Genomic DNA, 18,933 nt, shown 5'->3' with positions numbered 1-18,933 from the left:
GCCTAAACGAGCACTTGGGGCGGCACTAAAGCGTGACAGGTCCATCCAGTCTCAATCGCGCAAAACAACGCGACAGTTCCGAGTTGCCGAACATGGGCTTTTTCGAGGGCCGTCATTCGGCGCTTCTCAGCGCGCGCTCGACATATTATGCTATCGGCCTCCGTCCGAAGAGCAAGGTGTGCAGTGCCAAAGTCGGCCAGCATCGTCGGTCGTTCTATCAACGCGCGACAGAACTCCTTGGCCTCCTCGGGCATTTCGCCCTCAGTCGCATTGTGGCGGAACTCTTTGACTTCCGCGATCATGGCCCGCAAATTAGGCAAATGAATTCCGTTGCGCTCCAGAATGCAAGGCAAGTGGGTCGCCGTGATCTTGGCAGTGCTCCATGCGAGGTCGCCTAAGCAAGCTCGGTTATGGACAAAGTCGAGAGCGGCCGCGACTGTATTTTCATCCTGAAGTGCGGAGAGGCAGCTATTCGCAGTTGGGTCCAAAACACCCGATTTGATCATAGCTGACACGATACGGCGAAGAATGTTGCGATGGACAGCTTGCGTTCCCTCGGAATAGCACTCCCAATACTTTTTGATTCTGACGTAGTGCACACGAGACGACATTTCGACCATGTCGTCGATCTCCAGACAAAAGTGTTCCGGCACCGTCAAGCTCTTCCGGGGTTCCGCCTTAATGGGCTCGATCGGATTGGGGAAAAGAAGCTGAAAATTTCTGCCGTCTTAGGATCGTTCTGTAACCTGTGAATGCGTCGAGCGGCGTTCCTGAGACTTTTTCTTTCACCATTAGGTGCCCCCTTTACGAGATCTTTCAGAATGTCGTTGGACAGGTGGGGTGGTAGTAAGTTTCTTTCACGGGCGCGTCGGGGAAGAGCCGAGGTGAAAGGAATCAGTTCTTGAGGCGTATTAATAAAAAAGGGAATCTTGCGGAGTTCGGATTCGAGGTCGTTCCACTGATCGGACGGCGCTTTTAGATGTCTGCGTCTTGCGGTTTCTCCAGTCGTCCGGGAAATGGCTTCGCGGGCGCGCTTTCGATAGTCGCGATACGTTTTTTTGTGAAAGGTTGGGCAGCCGGGTAGGGCTCCAGCCGTCGTAATGGAAATGTTTATCAAACCACTCCAAGGAAAGAGCTGTTGTTTCCGGCGATTGGTTGTATGCCTTTAGAAGGGTGTTCAGTGCTGTCTTGGCCCGTTCTCTCGAGCTCTTCGCCTCGCCTGCTGAGATCTCTTCATCGAGCAAATCGATCACCATCGCCATCGTGGCTTGGGCTTCGGTACTAGAAACAAACTCGACATCGCGGGCATGCTGTTCGTAGGCTTCTTCGATGGTTTGAAACATGTCTGTTCCTTGTTCCTTGTTCCTTGTTCTTAGTTCCTCGATCAGCAAGAATATTGGCCAATTTCCGGCGGCACGAAGCCACCGTGTCATTCGGTAAGTGGGTCAAGCGTCACAAGAGGCTCCGTTGTTTGTCGAAGACGCGGGCTTTCCTGTCCGCGCCGGCGCCGTATGCTTTTTGCTATCTGGGTAAAATGTTGCCCGTGCCGATAGGCCTCGACTTCAATGGGCAGCCACAGCTTCTTCCGCGGCCCCACGACCAGCGCCGGAGAGGAAAAACCGGTGGGGTAAGTGCTCTTTTTGTGCCACGCGGCGACTACCTTCGGAGTTTTTGAAATATATTCTGCCACTTTTTTCGTCTCCCAAAGTGGCCGCTTCAGCTCTTCGATAAAGGCTGAGGGCTGACACGGAGCGAGGCCAATGAGCATCCAAAGGTCCTCCCAGAACAATTCCTGGTGTGTTGACCACCGCTGGGTTTCCCAGAAGTCGCGACCCTTGTCCGGCCCAATGCAAAGCCAAGCTTGGGCCTCTCGGGTGGTAATCGGCTCTGGGCCTCGTCGTTGGTCGTTCTGGATGATCATTGGTGCATCTCCTGTGCCAGGAGATTGGGTCGATACCGCAGAGGCAAAAATGTGGTCTCCGCAAGTGCGGATGTGAGAGCTGGCTTTTGGTGATTGGCGAACCAAAACGGTTGGCGCCGCGGACTCGGCGGTTTTTTCGGTTGACCAAATCTTGCCCACAACGGGTGCTTTCCTGTGCCTTCCCGTGCCATTTCAAGGGTTTGAGGCGCCGAAGCGGTATTCAGGCAAGAAGGCGAATTTTCCCTTGTATCTCCTAAGCTTGCGCGGCTATACCCGTCCGCGGAGACGTGGCCGAGTGGTCGAAGGCGCTCCCCTGCTAAGGGAGTAGGCCCGGAAGGGTCTCGAGGGTTCGAATCCCTTCGTCTCCGCCAGAAACCCTAAATTATTGTTTTACTTCAATAAATTAGGGCCCTTCTGTTTTGTGCGCCCTCCGCTCAATCCACATTCTGTTTCCGAAGGCATTGGCTTTCAGGCTTGCGGCTGATTCAAAGGAAGAGGGTCGTCTCAAAGCGCAGGCATTGAAGCAGCGTTTCGTTATTACCAACCAGCAGCGCGTCTGTAACCGACACTGAAAAAAACAAGCGCACGGCGTCATGCCGGGACCCATTCCCGCCCCTCCCGAAAGCGAATGAAACCCCTTTCAAGGCGCTGTTAAGACCGGCATCAGACGTACCCTGCGACGACCTGCAGGATCTTGTAGGCAGTGCCTGCGTCGTTTTCGACCACGGCGAGGAATTCCTCCGCGCCGATGCGCAGGCAGGAGAGGTCCGAGGCGGCGCGCATGTCCAGGGCGCGGGGGACGTTGCGGATCAGGCCCAATTCGCCCACCAATGCCCCTGGACCGGAGGTGGTGATCAGCCGGTCTTCGGCCCCTTCCTGCGGCAACAGCAGGTCGGCCTCGCCCGACAGGATGAGATATGCGCCGTCGCCCGGATCATCGTCCTTGCGGAACACGTAATCGCCCGCCTTGGCGTCGTACCAGCGCGCGCCGAAGGCAAGCAGGCGCAACTGCTTGCGCTCAAGCCCGGCAAAAAGATCGGTGCGTTCAAGGGCGCGCAGTTTGCGTGACAGATCGGCGCTGACGGTCTGATCGGCGGTGTCCTCGACCTGCCCTGCCAGTGATGACAGCCGACCCTGTTGCACGACAAAGCGACGATCAAATTTCTCGCTGTCCTCGAAACCGGCGGACAGGCAGATGATGGTCGTATCGGGCAGCAGGCTGCGCAGGCGGTCGTGCAGACCGTGCCTCTGGTCTGCCCCATAGCTGGCCAGCACATTGTCCAGCACCAGCACATCGGGGCGTTTGATCGCGGCGCGGCTCAGCGCCAGCGGCTCGCTGAGTTGCGCGGGCAGGTTCGCGCCGCCGATGCTGAGCGGCAGGTCAAAGAGCAGATGCAGCACCGCGCTTTCCAGCCCGGCCTCGCGCAGGTGCTTTGTCACAAGGGCCTGGATGGCATCGCTTTCGCTGCCGTCGCGGATCTTGCCGAACAGGACGTTCTCCAGCACGGTCATCCCCTCGATCGGGGTGGCGATGTCCAGCGGCTGGAACACCCCGGCCATGCTGTCACGCAGGGCAGCACCATGCCGGTCGCGCATCTGCAGCACGCGGTTGATGATGTCCTGCGGGAAGGCGGTGCCGATCTTTTCCGCCGGGATCACAAAAGGCACCGCCAGCAGTTGCGCCTTTTGTTCAATGCTCAGCGGTTCGGCACGTTTGTGGCGCGGCAACAGGTCCAGCGCCGCACCATAGGTCTCCGGGTCCAGCCCCAGCTTTCGGAACAGCGGGTGATCGGTGCCGTCGTGGCCGAAAATCTGGCGCAGCAGTTCGACAAGGTCGGCGGCAAGATGCAGCAGGTCCTGTTCAAGTTGCAACTGCCCGAGAAGGTCCATGAAATCTGTCTGCTCTGCCAGCAGCGCCGCCGTGACCGGGACGCGGGGGGTGGCGAACAGCAGGTTTTCCGCCACCGCGAGCGTGGTGGTATACTCCTGCGGGTCGAAAAAGCTGATCTGGCCGGACAGGTCCGCTGCCGCGATGGCCTCTGCCAGGGGCGCGCGCAATGCGGCGAGGGCGGCGGCAAGATCGGGGTGCGCGGCACTATCGAGCCGTTGTTCCATCGCACGGCGGAACAGCGTGTCTTCGATCCCCATGCCGCGCACCAGACGCATCCACCAGGCGCTGAGCTCGGCAAAATCGGCGGCCCCGCTGGCGGACATGTCCAGCCAGTCCGCCGCGACCGGGTCGGTGCTGTTGCCCGTGCGCAGGCTTTCAAAGGCGCGGGTGTCTTCGGGTTGGGCATGGGGCGCGCGGCGCAGCGCCATGTTGATGTTTTCGCCCAGGTTGCCCTGAAACAGCACCGGCTTCGAGGAGGCATAGCCGATCCGCGCTGCAATCGTGGCCTGATGTAACTGGTCGAATGCGTGACCGGCAAGTGTGACGCTGCCGGTGATCGGCATCACCTCGCGGGTCAGCAGCGCCGCCAGCGCCCGGCGGTCCTCTTCGCTGGGGGCGCTGATCGCGACGGTGCTGCCTTTGGGGAAGGTGGCGGTGATGCTGTCCAGCACGGTGTTGCCTTCCGCATCGCCCACCGAGACGGCATTGAGTTCCAGATCGCCCGCAAGGGACGGCAGATCCTCGGGGAAGCCATCGAACAGCCGGTCGTCGATCATGTCTGGGGGGGCGAACCTTTCGGTGATCGTCTCCCAGCGCACGGCCATGTCCTGTGACTGGTTGTAATAGGCCAGCAGTTCCTTCCAGGGGCTCGCCAGATCCTTGTAGGCGGCAAGGGCGGCAACAAGGGCACCCACGGTGATGTCGCCCGTGATGGCAAGGTATCCGCCGATGCTGTAAAAGAAAAACGGGGTCAGCTGGCCGATGAAGTTGTTGAGAAACTTCATGAAGAACTTCTTCTGGAAGATCTCGAAGCGGATCACGTAAAGCTGGCCCAGACGGTCCGAGATCAGCGCCAGCCGGTAGCGCCAGCCGCCATTGGTGCGCAGCGTCGCGGCCCCTGCGGCGCTTTCGCCGATCTCGGCGGCCAGTGCCCGCACCTCGATCACGCGGCTCTTGTTCAGCAGGTTGATGCGCCGCTGCAAGCGCGGGATCAGCCAGGCCTGAAGCGGGATCAGCGCGCAGGCCGCCAGGCCAAAGGCCACGCTTTGCAGGAATAGGAAGGCGAGGATGGTCAGCATCTGCCCGGCCTGCAGCACCGGCTGGGCCACCGCATCGCCCATCAGCCCGCCCATCGGTTCGGCCTCTGACGTGACCATGGAGACCAGTTCACCCTGACTGGTGCGTTCGAAATAGGGGGCCGGAAAGCGCAGGATGCGCGCAATCAGCGTATAGCGCAGCCGTCTGAGCAACCGTTCCGACAGCACGCCTTTCATGGTGTTGATGCGCATCTTCATGATCCCGTGCAGCAGCACGGAGATCAGGAACAGCCCGCAGAGGATCATCAGGAAGGGGACCTGGCCGATCTCGTATCCCAGTGCCTCGACCCGGTCAGAAGAGGCACCGATGGCATCGTTGATGATGCGTTTGGGCAGTTCAAGCGTCAGGTAGAGCAGTGGAAACAGTGTCAGCGTGACCAGCAGCAGGACAAGCTGATCGCGTTTTGAATACTTCCAGATGAAGGAGAACAGGGAGCGTTCGATTGGAAATATCCACTTTAGTTTGAAGGCGGGCGGGTTTCTTGCAGGGCAATATCCTGCGTAATTGGTAGCAAGACAGCCCACATCAGATCAAATCATTTGCGGTTGCGGGAGGGCTGACTGTAGGGAATTAATGGACCCAGATCCTAAGCTGTTACCACCTAGGAGAGAATTCTGTGACGATTGAAATGCAAATGGTGCTGCTTCTGCTGACCCTTCTACAGGTAAAGCACCTGTTTGCGGATTATTTTTTGCAGACACCGCGCATGTTGTCAGACCGGGCGCGCTATCTGCATCTGGGCCGGGTTCAGCATGCGGGTGTCCATACGGGGCTGTCGCTGGTGGCGCTTTTGCTGGTCGGGGTAGGGCCAATGCTGGCGCTGGTGATCTTTCTGGCCGAAGGGGTGGCGCATTTCCACATCGACTGGATCAAGGGCCGTCATGCGGAAAGCTCTGGCAAGGGGCCGGATCAGGCCGGGTACTGGCATGCCTTCGGGGTGGATCAGATGATGCATCAGTTGACCTATGTTGCAATGCTCTGGGCGGTGGTGGTCTGGGGCTGAGGGCTCAGCCCCGTGATTGCAGCACATCAGCCGATTGCGGCCAGGTCATCTCTGATCCGGTTTTCCATCAGCGACCAGCGGATCTGGCCCACGGCGGTCCGCGCCTCTTCAAGCGCGGTTCTGGCCGCGTCCTTCTTGCGTTTTGACAGCAGTACCATGCCCTTGCCGTGCAGCGCCTGCGCGATCACGCCGGTCATGCCGACCTCGCGGCCCATGTTCAGCGCCTGTTCGAAATGCGCCAGCGCGCGGCTTTTGGCAAAGGGGGCCTCGCGCAGCAGGAACATCGCGTTCCGGGCCAGCATGCCGAGATTGGGCTTTTCATCGCCCCGTGCCAGCATCAGATAGATGGTCCCGAGCGAGATATGCGACATCGCAGCGCCGTGGCTGTTGCCCACGTCGAGCGCGCGGTCGATGGCGTCCCGTATCCAGGCCACGCCGCCGCCCAGGTCGCCGCGCAGGGCCTTGGCCAACCCGATGGGGCCATCGACGATGTTGGCAACACCGCGGTATTCGAGCTGCAAACCATCCTGATAGACCGCGTTCAGCAGTTTCTCTCCGCCCTCGGGGTCGCCGTTCATGACCATCGACAGCCCCTTGAGCCCCAGGCTGACCATCTGGTCGACCTTGCCGCCTGCGGCTGCGGCCCCTTCGCTGGCATGGCGGATCGCGGCATCGAAGTTCTCTGAATAGGCCTCGTTGAAGGCCATGCAGATCGCACCATAGCCGACCGCGCCGGGGAAGTTCTCGGCCTTGCCGAAGTCATAGAGCCTTTGCCCTTCCTCCAGCGCCTGGTCGATATCGCCCCTGATCGAATGGCTCCAGGTTTCGTAGAATTCGAGGTAGGTGCGGTAATAGGGCTGTGCGTTTTCGCCCCACAGGTCGTTGATCCGTGCGCTCAACGCGCGCACCTTGTCCCAATATCCCGGACCGGGGGCAGAGCAGTGCATGACCATCAGACCAAGGCAGCCATGGGTGATTGCGTCGTCGTCGCCGGTGCGTTCGCCGATGTCGATGGCCTGCTCAAACAGCTTTTCGGCGGATTTGAAATGCTTGTTCTGGCAATAAGCGGTGCCGGCCAGTGCCATGATGCGCGGATAGGTCGGATGACCCTCGATCCGGTCGACGCGCGCGCGCTGGGTCTCGAACAGGGTGACGATGCGCCCGAATTCCGCCCGCCACTGCTGGACCTCGAACCAGCCTGAAAAAAGCTCTCCCATCAGGGCAGGAGCCGGGTCCAGTTTGAATTCCTCGGTCAGTTCAAAGGCGCGGGCAAAGGAATTGCCGGCCACGTCCAGCGAGAACAGGTTGAGGTTGCGGGTGCCGGCGGCAATCAGATGGGGCACCGCCTTGGCCGGCATTTCGGCTTCGTCGAAGTGGTAGGCAAGTGCCTCTGCCGTCTCTTCGGCCCGGTTGGAGAAACGGTGCTCCAGCGCCAGCGCGATCTTGGCATGCAGTTCGCGCCGCTGGCCGCGCAGCAGCGTGTCATAGATCGCGTCCTGCACCAGCGCGTGTTTGAACTGGTATCCCGTCCGGGTGGGCAGAATGACCTCTGCCGCGACAGCGTCCTCCAGAAGATCGGGATTGAAAGGCGTGGCACCGGATACGATGCCATGCGCCATCTCGGCGTCAAATCGCCGCCCGATGGCGGAGGCCGCCTGCAACAGCTTGCGGCAGGAAGGACCCAGCTTGTCAAAGCGGGCCATCACCATGTTTTGCAGGTTGGTGGGCAGCACGATGTCCCCCGACAGCGGCGCGCCCGCGTCGATGCTTTCCTGGCGTTGCAGCAGGAACTTGGCGATTTCTTCGGCGTAGAGCGGGTTGCCTTCGGCCTTTTCTATCGCGAGGGCGGCCAATTGATCGGCTTGGCCGGACCCGGCAAGCACCGCCTTGATCAGGCCGGACACCGCCGCCTCGCTGATCGGTTTGGGCAGGATGCGGGTGGCGCGGGCGTGCATCAGCCAGGCCTTCTGAAAGCTGGGTCTGCAGGTGCCCAGAATCATCAGCGGCACGTCGTTTTCAAGCGAAAGCAGCCGCTCGATGATCTGCAAGGTGCCGGGATCGGCCCAATGCAGGTCCTCCACGATCAGCACAAGGGGGCGTTCCTGGCAGGCATTCAGGATCAGGTCGATGATCACCTGACGGATGCGTGCCCCGATCATGTCGGCACTCTCGCCGCGCATCGGCGTGCCGTCGCCGGATTTGCCCAGCAGCGCCATCAGGTAGGACCGGGTTGTGTCCGGTTCCAGCCCCAGCCGCGCGATCATGGCATCCACCGCCGTTTCCGTCTCGCCCGCCGTGGATTGCGCTTCGAGGTCCAGCGCCGTGCGCAGGATATCGGCAAAGGGCAGGAAGGGCACCGTGGAGCCATCTGCGCGGCAATCCCCCTTGAGCACCCGCACCTTGTCCTGCGGCAGGGTCTGTTGGAACTCGTGCACAAGCCGGGATTTGCCGATGCCCGGTTCGCCCTGGATGCCAGCCAGGGTGATCTGACCGGCCAGCGTGCGCTGAAATATATCCTCAAGCTGGGCCAGTTCCAGATCGCGGTCCACCAGCCGCGACAACCCGCGCGAGCGGGAGGCTTCGAACCGCGATACCCGGTGGCGTACCTCTGTCAGGGCATAAATCCGCACCGGCTGTGCCTTGCCCCGGACCTCGTGCGGGCCAAGGTCCTGCACGGTGACCTGCCCCTCGACCAGCACAAAAAGATCGCGGGTGATCAGCACCTGTCCCGGCTCGGCCAGCCCTTCGAGTCGCGAGGCGACATTGGCGGTGTCCCCGATGATGGTCACATGCGCCTTGTTCCGGTGGCCCACGTCCCCCACCACCAGCGGCCCGCAGTGCAGCCCCACGCGGACCTGTGGCGCCGCACCATAGGCGCTGGTCATGTCGGTCTGGGTTTCGGCAATTACCTTCTGGATGTCCAGCGCCGCCTGGCAGGCGCGCAGGGGGCCGTCCTCAAGCCCTTCGGTCACGCTGAACAATGCCATGATGCCATCGCCGCGGAATTCGCCGATGGTGCCATCCTGCGCGTGGATGGCGGCCTGCATCTTGGCGGTGACATCCTGAATCATCTCGAACGCCATCTCTTCGCCGATTTTCTCGGCAAAGGATGTAAAGCCCACGACATCGGCAAAGAGGACTGTGCCACTGCGCTTCTGGCTGTTGACGGTATCGGCTGACATGTAATCTGTTCCCCGCGCCATAGTTGCGCGGCGCGCCTCTCAGCGCAAGGCATCTGCACGTTTTGGCGCGACCTTTGTCAGGCAACTGCAGGATTTTTCAGCCGATGGGGCCGTGGCGGCGGATGGTTCGAGCTCAGTCCGGGGATATAGTTGCGCGGTCGGCGGCGGCCTTTTTGCGGGCCTCTTGTGCGGCGGCATAGATGGCAACCCGCGCCCGGTTGATCGCGCCCATCGGGTAATGTTCGACTGACGCATGACCGGGCGAGAACGCAAGGTCGTTTTCCATATCTGCCGGTGCCTCGACCGGCTGGTCGGAGGGGATGCTGATTTCTGCCAGTGGCACAAAGCGGGCACCCTGTTCCTCCCAATCCACGCGCGGATTGTCGATGGGCTGTGTCTTGGGCGTGTTGCGCAGGATCACCCCAAAGGAAAACAGCCCCGGCCCCCAGTCCAATTGCGTTTTGAGCGCGCGGCGCCTGCCGTCCTTGCCGCGAATACGCGGGGCAGGACGGTTTGGACCAATCGGCATGACCTTGTATTTCACCACCTGTTGCGGGCCCAGCCGGTAGGGTGTCGTGCTCCAGTAGCTCACGCTGAGCGGGGCGTTGGCGCGGCGCAGGGCCAGCCGCAGCAGAACCGGCAGCAGATGCAGGTTGCGCAGCACCAGAAGCCCCATCCTGAGCTTGCCCATCAGGTTCAGCTTGGCTTCCATAAAGGCCGCGTCAAAGGGGATGTAGGTGCGCAGGTCACCGATCACGAAGACCGGGCTGTCGATAAAGATGAAATCCTGCACCGGCACGCCAGTCGCGTCGCGCGGCGCGGTTGGCATCGGGACATCCAGCACCTTGACGGCCATGCCATGGGTGTCGCGTTTGTCATCGCGCTGCATGGCGCTGTTCGAGAAGCGGATAATCGCGTCATGACTGCCCGGTTTGGCGAACAGGCCGACGCGACAGTCCGCGGGCAGGTGGTCCAGCACGGTGAAGGTTGCGCGCAGGTCCGCGACCCCCTTGCCATGTTCGGAGCGTTGGTCGGGCGTGGGGCTGTCCTTGGCAAAGGCAAGGTTGATATCGACCAGCGCCTTGATCTGCTCGGGTTCGGATATGTTGGGGGGCAGGTCTGTCATGTGGGGTCCACCACGCCGAGGGCAATCATGTTCAGGGTGTTGAGGCTGGGCACAAAGAAATATTCGCCGCCGCGTGTTTCGATGAACTGGGGCAGCTCGTTCATGACCCAGGGGGTGTTGCAGCCCTCCGGATCGGCCTGGATCATGAATTTCGAGCCGGGCTGATGATAACCCAGCATCGGGCAGGTGTCGTTGCCCGCGTTCAGGTCGAGGCCATAGTTCATCCATTGTTGCAGGACGAATTCGAACTGGCGAAACAGGTTTGCGCACATGGCGATGAAGATCACACCGCGTTCAGCGCTGTCGTCGCGGTTGTCGGGGGCAAAGGTGCCATAGGGCAGGCCGCGCCGCAGGATGCGGCGGCGGTTGGTCAGCGCCGATCCCGTCCAGTCGCGCGGATTGTTCGAGGTGAGGCGCGGGTCCAGCATGTCGCGCATGTTGCCGCGCCGCACATGGGCCGAGATCGGGCATTTCACGCCGACCTGATCGTCGCGGTACTTGAAGTCGATCATCTGTTCGTTCCAGGCATCCAGCCGCGCCTGTTCGGCAGATGTGCGCGCTCCGGTCTTGTTTTTGATCGCAGGAATATCCGACCATTCCGCGTCAAAGCGCATCATGTCCTCATAGGTGGGCGCGGCCATCAGTGGCACGCCGTTGGGCCAGCGCCCGACCATCTTGGCCTTGAGCGTGAGGCGCGCGGCATCGACGGTCACACCTTGGACTTCGGCATAGTCCTGTGCTTGCCGGTCCACGTAATTCTCGAAGGTGCCGACGTTTTCATGCAGTTTGCGGAACGCGAGGAAGGTGCCGTTGAACATGAAGCGGGGGGGCTGGGTGGAATAAGGGATCTGCTGGGATTCATCCACATGCCCGATCAGGAACTCGCCGGTCGCCAGCGGTGCCCATGTCTGGTCCGGCATGATTTTGCCCCGGCCCTTGACCCGGCGCGCTTCGACCTGCGGGGGGTATTGCCCGGCAAAGACCGGGTTGCCGATGCCGTCCTCGAACCCGAAATGTTCCTGTGCGTCGATCATCATGGTGCCGTCGCCGCGCGGCACCAGCCGCGCGCCGCCCGGTTGAAAGTCGCCTTTGCCGTCGCGCCCGTGGCCGGTCAGCAGCTTCATGCCCTGGCCTGCACCGAGGTCGCGCAGCCAGTCCGTCTTCTTCTCCATTTCCGGCACCGGGGTGCCGTCGGGCAGCATCTGCGCGTTGAGTGTCACCAGCAGGTGAATGTCGCTGCCGCGCATATTTTCTATCGGGTCGTTCCAGACCTTGTCCCAGTTGTGGTGCCCGCTGGGGCCTATATCTGTCAGGATATGTTTGCGGGGGGCCATGCCGTCGATGAATTCGCGCGGGAATTGCGCCAGTGTCGCGGTGGGCAGGTCCAGCACCCGCAACCCCTTCCAGGTCAGCGCGATGTTCAACGTCACCGGTGGCGGCGCGGGCAGGCTGTTGTGGTCGTCCTCCCAGGCGTGATGCCAGCGTTCTGCCGTGGTGACCCAGGGGTGCAACTCGGCCAGAAACCTGCGCCCGGCCGCCGCCTCGCGGATGTGAAACAGAAAGTAGCGCGCATGGGGAAAGCCGTAGCGCCCGTAGGCGCGGACGATGTTGCCCTGGATGTCGCGGAGATCCAAATCGCTGCTCATTGGCCGGCCCCGTCCGACCAAAGCACACCGGGCCGCTGGCGCGGTCCGTCGACGTCCAGCGGTCTGTGGACCTCGCAATAGGCATCAAAGGCCGCGCGCAGGTCCGCACCGCCCTTGCCCAGGTTGTCGATCCCGAATTTCAGGAAGCTCTGCTGAACATGAAGCGCCTTGAGGATCGACGGCAGGTCGCTGTCAGGGGCCACCGGAAAGGGGGTGAGGCCGAATTTGGCCACGATGGCAATGTTCACGCCAAGCAGCGCAAGCAGGGTGGTGAAAAACAGGCTCCAGCCTCCGCCGGGCCAGGCCCCCCAGTGCAGCGCCATCACGGCGAGCACCACCAACAGCGCAGAGGCTGCGGTCATCCAGCGGGTAGGGCTGGGCATTTCCGGCTCATAGGTCCAGTAGTCGTTGAAGGGCAGGTTGGTATGCACCTGGCCCTGCTTCACGAAAGCAAAGAATGTCGCGGCATCGCGCACATCGCCAAAGCCGTCGCAATGGCGGTAGAGCATCCGCAATTCCGGTGCCATTTGCGCCCAAAGCCCGACCGTATAAGCCCTGAGCGCGTCGTCGCTGCCATCGGGCGCGTCGAAATCCACGGCAAGCGCGAGGTAGGCATGGGGCAGGGCGTCCACCTCCTCGGGGATGGTCAGTTGCACGTTTTCCAGCAGGTCGATGATCGGGTTGGAGGGACGCCGCCCGTTGTAATGGAGCGTGTCGATCACGAAGAGATGCGCGAAATGGGTGCCCGGCACCCTTGCGAAGGGGCTCATCAGCCCGCTGTCGGCGCTGAAGTGATCCTGTTGGGCCGTTGGCAGTGTGGCCAGCATGTACCGGACATGGTCGATAAGCGAGCGCCGGACGCCCTGAACCTCCACATAGGCGTCGCGCTGGAGCGGGGCCATCACCGTCAGGAAATAATGGCCTGCGTCATAATTCGCCATGTGCTGCCTCCTGCCGGACGCCATCATAGGGGGTGATGCCGGGCGGCAGCCCCCGCCATTCCGCGTTGATCCCTTCTTGCCGCAATGCGTGCGCCATTTCGGTCGGCAGGCTGGAAACCACGCCGGGGCCAGGCGCGCCGAGGTCGTTCTGGATCGCGGTGAACAGGCGGTTGTATTCCTGTTCGAAGGCGATGGGGTCGAGGTAGGGCCGGATCTGTGCAAGCGCCCGCACCGCGCGCCACACCCGCAGGGCGGCGACCACATCGCGTTTCGCGGCACCGGGGGTGGCGTTGTAATAGTAGTCCGTGTTGACCTGGTTGTCCCTGATGTAGCGCTGGAACGGTTGCAGCGGGATCGAACCGGGGTAGCGGTAGTCACGAAACCACGCCAGATCCAGCATATAGGGGATGCCATCGGAAAAGGCGTCGATGTACTGGTCCCAGGTCCCGTTGAAGTTGCTGCAAAACAATGTGTAATCGTAATGCAGCTTGGGTGGTTTGCGCCCGAAACGCGGCCAGTCCTGCCGCCTGATGATGACCCAGCGGGCAAAGTGGATCACCGACAGGCCCCGCAGACCGGCCATCAGCACCGGAAAGGCGCGCACCACAATAAAGATCAGCGATTTGACCCAGCCGTTCAGCCGGGTTGTCGGGGTTACCACATTCAGGCAATAGGCTTTGCCAGCCACATTCGACATGAAACGAATTCCCCCAATAGTAGTATAAAAGCCTGAGTATTGGCGCGGCACCTGCGATGCGTCAATGATCTTGGTCAGTGCCTGCCGCATTGACTGCTTGATTTATTATGGTGTCTCTTTATCGTTATGGTTGAATTTTGCCAAAGCACCGGAGGTGTGGGTGACGCGGGTGATACACAGCAAGGCACTGGCATCGGGTGGCATTTTCATGTGCATTTCCGCCGCGTTGCATGTCTTTGCGATCCTTGTCGCTGGGTTCTACATCTCTGCAATCGCGCTGTTGCTGGTGGGGCTGGCCTATGCCGCGATTGCGCGCAGCCTGATGTCCGGGTCGGAATTATGGGCCAAGGCCACGCTGTTCATTATGGCGGCGGGGATCCCGGCGGCCCTGCTGATGATCTGGCTGGATGTCGCGGTGCCACGCTGGTGGCTCTGGCCGATTGTCTGGGCCGATATCGGCGTTTTCCTGTCGCTTGGTTTGTATGTCTGGCGTCGCTGACGCGGGATCGTTTCAGTTTTTTTTGAGTTTCAGTTTTTTGATTTGAGAATTTGCGGGCCGTTCGCGCGGCCGGGGAGAGACAATGTTCAAGTATGTCGTCGCCGCATTGGGTGTATTCTGCGTGGCCTTCGTGGCGATCTGGATTGCCATTGATCCCAGCATCCGCAGTTGCATCACCATGGCAGAGCGCGGCATCCCGCCCGTGGCAGCCACGCGCGAGGAACGGTTTCTGGGCAAGGTGCTATATGACACCGCCAATTGCCGGGGCGGCGAGGGGGCGGTGACCTCGCGTGGCACTCCCTGGGTGGATTGGTCGAACTATTGGGGCACCGGCGACGATGCCTCGCGGTCCAGCAACTACAACCCGATCACATTTATCGCCAAACATCTCAGCGGCACCGGGCGGGGCGTCGACGGTGCATTGCTGGATCTTGAACGGCAACGGGTGGAACTGATCAAGTTCAATCTGTTCGATAATGGCACTTACCCCGACTACGTGCTGGGACGCGATGGCAGGGACGGGCGGACGTTGAAAAGTTGGCCAGAGCTGCGGCTGCGCCCTGATCACCCCGATTATGCGCGTGTTGGTGGCCCCGGTGCGCAGGTCTGCCGGGGCGATATGCTGCGCTTTCGCACCCTTCAGGGCACCTGCAACGACCTGCGCAATCCCGGTATGGGGGCGACCGGGGCGGTCTATCCTCGCAATGTCGAGTTTGAATCGACCTTTCCCATTGTCGCGGCGTCGCAAGGCAACAGCATTGCCTCCGCGCGCCATGCGGGCCGGATCGACATGATGACCCCCGATCCGCAGGTGATCAGCCGCGAATTGTTCACGCGGGATCAAGCTGCGCCGGATCTGTGCAACGCGGGCTACGGCCTGCCCGGCAACGACCCCGCCGCTCAATGCGATTACCAGAAAGCCCCGTTCTTCAACGTCTTGGCCGCCTATTGGATCCAGTTCATGACCCATGATTGGTTCAGCCATCTGGACGAGGGCCGAAACGATGAAAGCCGGCGGATTTCGATGGGATGCCAAAGCAAGGGGGTGGGGGAGGCAAAGCGCCCCCTGACACCGGCAGAGATATCCGATCTGGGCTGCAACCCGGCGGCCGAGGAATTTGGCGCGCGGTTTGACCAGACAGCGCCGCCCGGCACATTCGATGGCGGATCACGCCTGAATCGGGCCTACAAGACCACTGCCAACACCGTCACGGCTTGGTGGGATGCCTCGCAGATTTATGGCTATGATGCGGTGTCGCGCGCGCGCGTCAAGCGCGACCCCGAGGACCCCGCGAAACTGCTGATGCGCAGCGTAGCCGCGCGCACCGATCAGGGCGATACGGGGGGATACCTGCCGGTGATGGTCGCGGAATGCGCGGCCACCGACACCGGTTGCACCCCCTCCCCGATGAATCCCAAGTGGCGCGGGCAGGAGGCCACAGCCTTCCCCGAGAACTGGTCCATCGGGATGAGTTTCTACCACAACCTCTTCGCACGGGAGCACAACAGCTTTGTTGCCGCGTTCCGCAACGAGGCACGCCGCCATCCGCGCCGGGATTCCGGCCTGCGTCGCCCCTATGCGCCAAACGCTCCGGTGGCCTATCGCGATGTGACGGATGAAGAAGTGTTCGAGATCGGCCGCCTTGTCGTCGCCGCGATGATCGCGAAAATCCACACCATCGAATGGACCACCCAACTGCTCTATGACGAGCCGCTTTATACCGCGATGAATTCCAACTGGTACGGGCTGTTCCACGATTTTCCGGGCATCGACCGTATCCTCAGCCGGGTGGTCACCGACCTTGGCACCTCTGGCGACGCGGAAAAGGAGACCACCTGGTATTCGGTGTTTTCCTCTGGTGCCGGGATTGTCGGCACCGGCACGCTGAACAAGAACGGGTCGCTTACGGATCTGGATTACAACAATGACGGGGTGAACCATTTCGGGTCGCCCTTCAATTTTCCCGAGGAATTCGTCAGTGTTTACCGCCTGCACCCCCTGCTGCCCGATCTGATCGAGTTGCGCGATGCGCAGGAGGACCCCAACCGGATTGCGGCCAAGCTGCCCATTGTGACCACGTTCCGGCACAAGGCGACGGATGTGATGCATGAGACGGGGCTTGAGAACATGGCGCTGTCCATGGGCCGGCAACGGCTGGGCGCGCTGGGGTTGAAGAACCAGCCGCAGTTCCTGCAGAACCTTTCGATGCCGTCGCGCCCCGAAGGGCCGACCAAGGTGGTGGATGTGATGGCGTTGGACATCATGCGCGACCGCGAACGCGGCATCCCCCGTTTCAACGAGTTCCGCCGCCAGATCGGCTTGCGGCAGATGACCAGTTTCAGCGATTTCGTGGATCAGCGGCTGGCGCAGAAAGAGGGCAGGACCGCAGCGGAGGACAAGACACTTGCCCAGCAGCGGGTGCTGGCCCAGAAACTGCGCGAGGTCTATGGCCAGCACGTCTGTGATGCCTCCATGATCATCAGCACCACGCAATTGTCACCCGATGGGGCAGCAGGCGGCACGCGGCAATCGCCCTTTCCCGACGATTGCCTGGGCCACCCCGATGGATCGCTGGTGGACAACGTGGAAGACGTGGACACGGTGGTCGGCTATCTGGCCGAAAGCACGCGGCCCCATGGGTTTGCGATTTCCGAAACGCAGTTCCAGATATTCATCGTCAATGCCTCGCGCCGTCTGTTTTCCGACCGGTTCTTTACCTCGTCGTTCCGGCCCGAATTCTACTCCACCTTCGGCCTCGACTGGGTGATCAACAACGGTCCCGACAAGCAGATGGAGCAGGGACGCCCCAATGGTCACAGGCAAGACGTCATGCCCCTGAAGCGGGTGCTGATGCGCAACCTGCCGGGGCTGCGCGACCAGCTTGACCCGGTGATCAACGCCTTTGACCCCTGGGCGCGGGACAGGGGCGACTATTACAGCCTGGATTGGGTGCCGATCAAATCGGCGCGCAGCGATCCTGCATTTGACACCGAGGAGCCCGCGAAATGAGCCAGCGCCCCCCCTTCACCTGGATCATCCGCCGCACGGTGTGGAATTCGATTTCCCTGCTGATCTTCCGTTTCAAGAAGGCCAAGAAAATCCCGCTGCCGCCGCGCAATCCGCAGCCGCTCCGGTTGGTTCCCGTGGCCGAACGCATTCCCGGCGTGGAGGTCAGGGACATTTATATGGCCGACCGGATTCCGCCCGGTGAATCCGACAAGATCATGCAGGCGTCGTTTTCGTTCCGCATTTGGCTGGGTCAGGTTCTGCCCCCGGTGCGGCCCGGCCTGCCGCAGATCGACGCCGATATCAACAAGGCCATGCAGGCGGCCTGCCGTCCGGCCTATCGCAAGCTTTACCCACCGCCCGCGCTGCCCGATGCCTTCCGCCACGCGGGCCTTCCCGACCTGGGCGAGATGGCAACTGCCAGCCCCTATGCCTGTTTTCTGGAAAGGAATGCGGCGGGCGAGCTGGTTTGGGATTTTACCGATCTGGACAAACACGAGATATATCCCGGCCTGCGGCCGCTGGGCTGTTGCGTTTATTTCAAGGTGGAAAAGGGCGCAGGCAGGTTGAAGGCGAGCCGGATCACCTCTGTTCTGGGTGATATCAAGGCCGAGGATGGCCGCTGGAACGAGGCGGTGCGCACCGCGATGTGCGCGGCCTCTACAAAAATATCACTGGTGAACCATTTCGGCTGGGTGCATCTGGCCTGCGGCGGCCCGCTGTCGGTCGCCACGCGCAACCACCTGTATCGCGATCATCCCATGTGCCGCCTGATGTGGCCGCATATGTTCGGGACCCAGAATTCAAACTACCTGGTGGCAAAGGGCCAGATGCTGCGCGGCGGCGATTTCGAGACCGTGTTCTCCTTCACCCATGAAGGCATGATCGACCTGTTTCAGCGGACCTTCAACAGCTACCGCGCCTCGGTCATGGTGCCGACGCTCGACTGGCACGACAGGGGGTTGCCCGAGGGGAAATTCGACACCCCCGTTCAGGACAACCTGCGCGACCTCTACGACGTGATGCATGCCCATACGACCCGCTATATCAACGCCTATTACGACAGTGACAAAGACCTGCAATGGGATGAAACGGTCATGGCATGGCTGCGGGCGCTCAATGACCATATCCCCAACGGGATTGACGGTGTCACCGGCGGCGTGGTCACGCGCGAAAGCCTTGCCACGCTTTGTGCCGGGTTCATCTACATGGCGTCAGTCCAGCACGAGGCGCTGGGCAGTTGCATGTGGAACTACCAGATGTGGGTCGACAAGAATCCGGTGCGCATCCACACCAGTGGCAAAAGGGTGCCGGTGGACGTGTTCCAGCGCCTGCTGAATGCCAATTTCAATCTGAACGTGGACCGTGCGAAGCTGATGCAGGACCTGTCGTATTTCGCGGTTGATGCCCGCGGCGCCGAGGCGTTTCGCCTGTTCCTGAGCGATCTCAAGGCGCTGGAGCGGAAGCTGGCGGCAGAACCATATGCGACATGGCGCGTGACACCCAAAATGCTTGAGGCGAACATCAACGCTTGAGCGCGCGCAGACCCGAAGTGAGACGCGTCTTTGCCGGGGTATGTCTTTTGCCATAACTGGTGCAGAATCACCACGTTGCACCCGTTTCTCAACCTCTCGAAGTTTGACAGAGTCCAGTAAGCAACCCATAGTGGTATTCGTCGGGGGATGAGGGCTGGTTGATACTCA

The 18,933-nt window shown here is 61.3% G+C and carries 13 protein-coding genes and 1 tRNA gene; 5 read left to right on the top strand and 9 right to left on the bottom strand.

All coding sequences use genetic code 11. From position 1 onward, the window contains the following. Window positions 1-2: 2 nt before the first annotated feature. The 3 genes from A8B82_RS14500 to A8B82_RS14490 form a co-directional block, all read right to left on the bottom strand. Window positions 3-659: a hypothetical protein gene (locus tag A8B82_RS14500; RefSeq protein WP_138069772.1), complete on the bottom strand. Its 657-nt coding sequence runs from the start codon at window positions 657-659 to the stop codon at window positions 3-5. Window positions 660-911: 252 nt separating this feature from the next. Beyond that, a complete protein-coding gene (locus tag A8B82_RS14495) occupies window positions 912-1,343 on the bottom strand; it encodes a hypothetical protein (RefSeq protein WP_067293753.1) in 432 nt (143 codons plus the stop codon). 86 nt (window positions 1,344-1,429) lie between these two features. Then, a complete protein-coding gene (locus A8B82_RS14490; RefSeq protein ID WP_067293750.1) occupies window positions 1,430-1,921 on the bottom strand; it encodes a hypothetical protein in 492 nt (163 codons plus the stop codon). A 281-nt stretch (window positions 1,922-2,202) separates the two neighbouring features. On the opposite strand from A8B82_RS14490, the gene A8B82_RS14485 reads away from it, so the two are divergent. Continuing rightward, window positions 2,203-2,292 (top strand) — tRNA-Ser (locus A8B82_RS14485). 292 nt (window positions 2,293-2,584) lie between these two features. On the opposite strand, the gene A8B82_RS14480 is transcribed toward A8B82_RS14485, so the two are convergent. Next, window positions 2,585-5,653, bottom strand: a complete 3,069-nt coding sequence (locus A8B82_RS14480) for an ABC transporter transmembrane domain-containing protein (RefSeq protein WP_443069342.1) — start codon at window positions 5,651-5,653, stop codon at window positions 2,585-2,587. 92 nt (window positions 5,654-5,745) lie between these two features. Between A8B82_RS14480 and A8B82_RS14475 the strand changes: the two genes are divergently transcribed. Next, on the top strand, window positions 5,746-6,132 hold the full coding sequence (locus A8B82_RS14475) for a DUF3307 domain-containing protein (RefSeq protein ID WP_067293747.1): 387 nt from the start codon (window positions 5,746-5,748) through the stop codon (window positions 6,130-6,132). Between the two features lie 26 nt (window positions 6,133-6,158). Here A8B82_RS14475 and A8B82_RS14470 read toward each other — a convergent pair whose 3' ends face one another. The 5 genes from A8B82_RS14470 to A8B82_RS14450 form a co-directional block, all read right to left on the bottom strand. Further along, window positions 6,159-9,314, bottom strand: a complete 3,156-nt coding sequence (locus A8B82_RS14470) for an ATP-binding protein (RefSeq protein ID WP_067293744.1) — start codon at window positions 9,312-9,314, stop codon at window positions 6,159-6,161. A gap of 133 nt (window positions 9,315-9,447) precedes the next feature. Continuing rightward, window positions 9,448-10,440 carry a hypothetical protein gene (locus A8B82_RS14465; protein ID WP_067293742.1) on the bottom strand — a complete coding sequence of 331 codons (993 nt, stop codon included), beginning with the start codon at window positions 10,438-10,440 and terminating at the stop codon, window positions 9,448-9,450. Further along, the gene (locus A8B82_RS14460) at window positions 10,437-12,086 is read right to left on the bottom strand and encodes a Dyp-type peroxidase (protein ID WP_067293739.1); all 1,650 of its coding nucleotides are present in this window, start codon (window positions 12,084-12,086) and stop codon (window positions 10,437-10,439) included. The genes A8B82_RS14465 and A8B82_RS14460 overlap by 4 nt, the downstream gene beginning before the upstream one ends. Continuing rightward, window positions 12,083-13,027 carry a hypothetical protein gene (locus tag A8B82_RS14455; protein ID WP_067293736.1) on the bottom strand — a complete coding sequence of 315 codons (945 nt, stop codon included), beginning with the start codon at window positions 13,025-13,027 and terminating at the stop codon, window positions 12,083-12,085. Before A8B82_RS14455 ends, A8B82_RS14460 begins: the two co-directional genes overlap by 4 nt. Next, window positions 13,014-13,724, bottom strand: coding sequence for a hypothetical protein (locus A8B82_RS14450; protein ID WP_201120824.1), 711 nt, complete (start codon window positions 13,722-13,724; stop codon window positions 13,014-13,016). The genes A8B82_RS14455 and A8B82_RS14450 overlap by 14 nt, the downstream gene beginning before the upstream one ends. Before the next feature lie 160 nt (window positions 13,725-13,884). Between A8B82_RS14450 and A8B82_RS14445 the strand changes: the two genes are divergently transcribed. The 3 genes from A8B82_RS14445 to A8B82_RS14435 all read left to right on the top strand — a co-directional run bounded on the left by A8B82_RS14445 (window position 13,885) and on the right by A8B82_RS14435 (window position 18,765). Further along, a complete protein-coding gene (locus A8B82_RS14445) occupies window positions 13,885-14,223 on the top strand; it encodes a hypothetical protein (protein ID WP_138069770.1) in 339 nt (112 codons plus the stop codon). Between the two features lie 82 nt (window positions 14,224-14,305). After that, entirely contained in the window at window positions 14,306-17,233 is a 2,928-nt protein-coding gene (locus tag A8B82_RS14440; RefSeq protein ID WP_201120823.1) for a peroxidase family protein, read from the top strand. Next, window positions 17,230-18,765 carry a lipoxygenase family protein gene (locus A8B82_RS14435; protein WP_067293728.1) on the top strand — a complete coding sequence of 512 codons (1,536 nt, stop codon included), beginning with the start codon at window positions 17,230-17,232 and terminating at the stop codon, window positions 18,763-18,765. The genes A8B82_RS14440 and A8B82_RS14435 overlap by 4 nt, the downstream gene beginning before the upstream one ends. Window positions 18,766-18,933 lie beyond the last annotated feature (168 nt).

Source organism: Sulfitobacter sp. EhC04 (assembly GCF_001650875.1).
GTDB lineage: Bacteria > Pseudomonadota > Alphaproteobacteria > Rhodobacterales > Rhodobacteraceae > Sulfitobacter.
The sequence above is the reverse complement of the archived record's forward strand: the minus strand, read 5'-3'. Positions and strand labels throughout refer to the sequence as shown.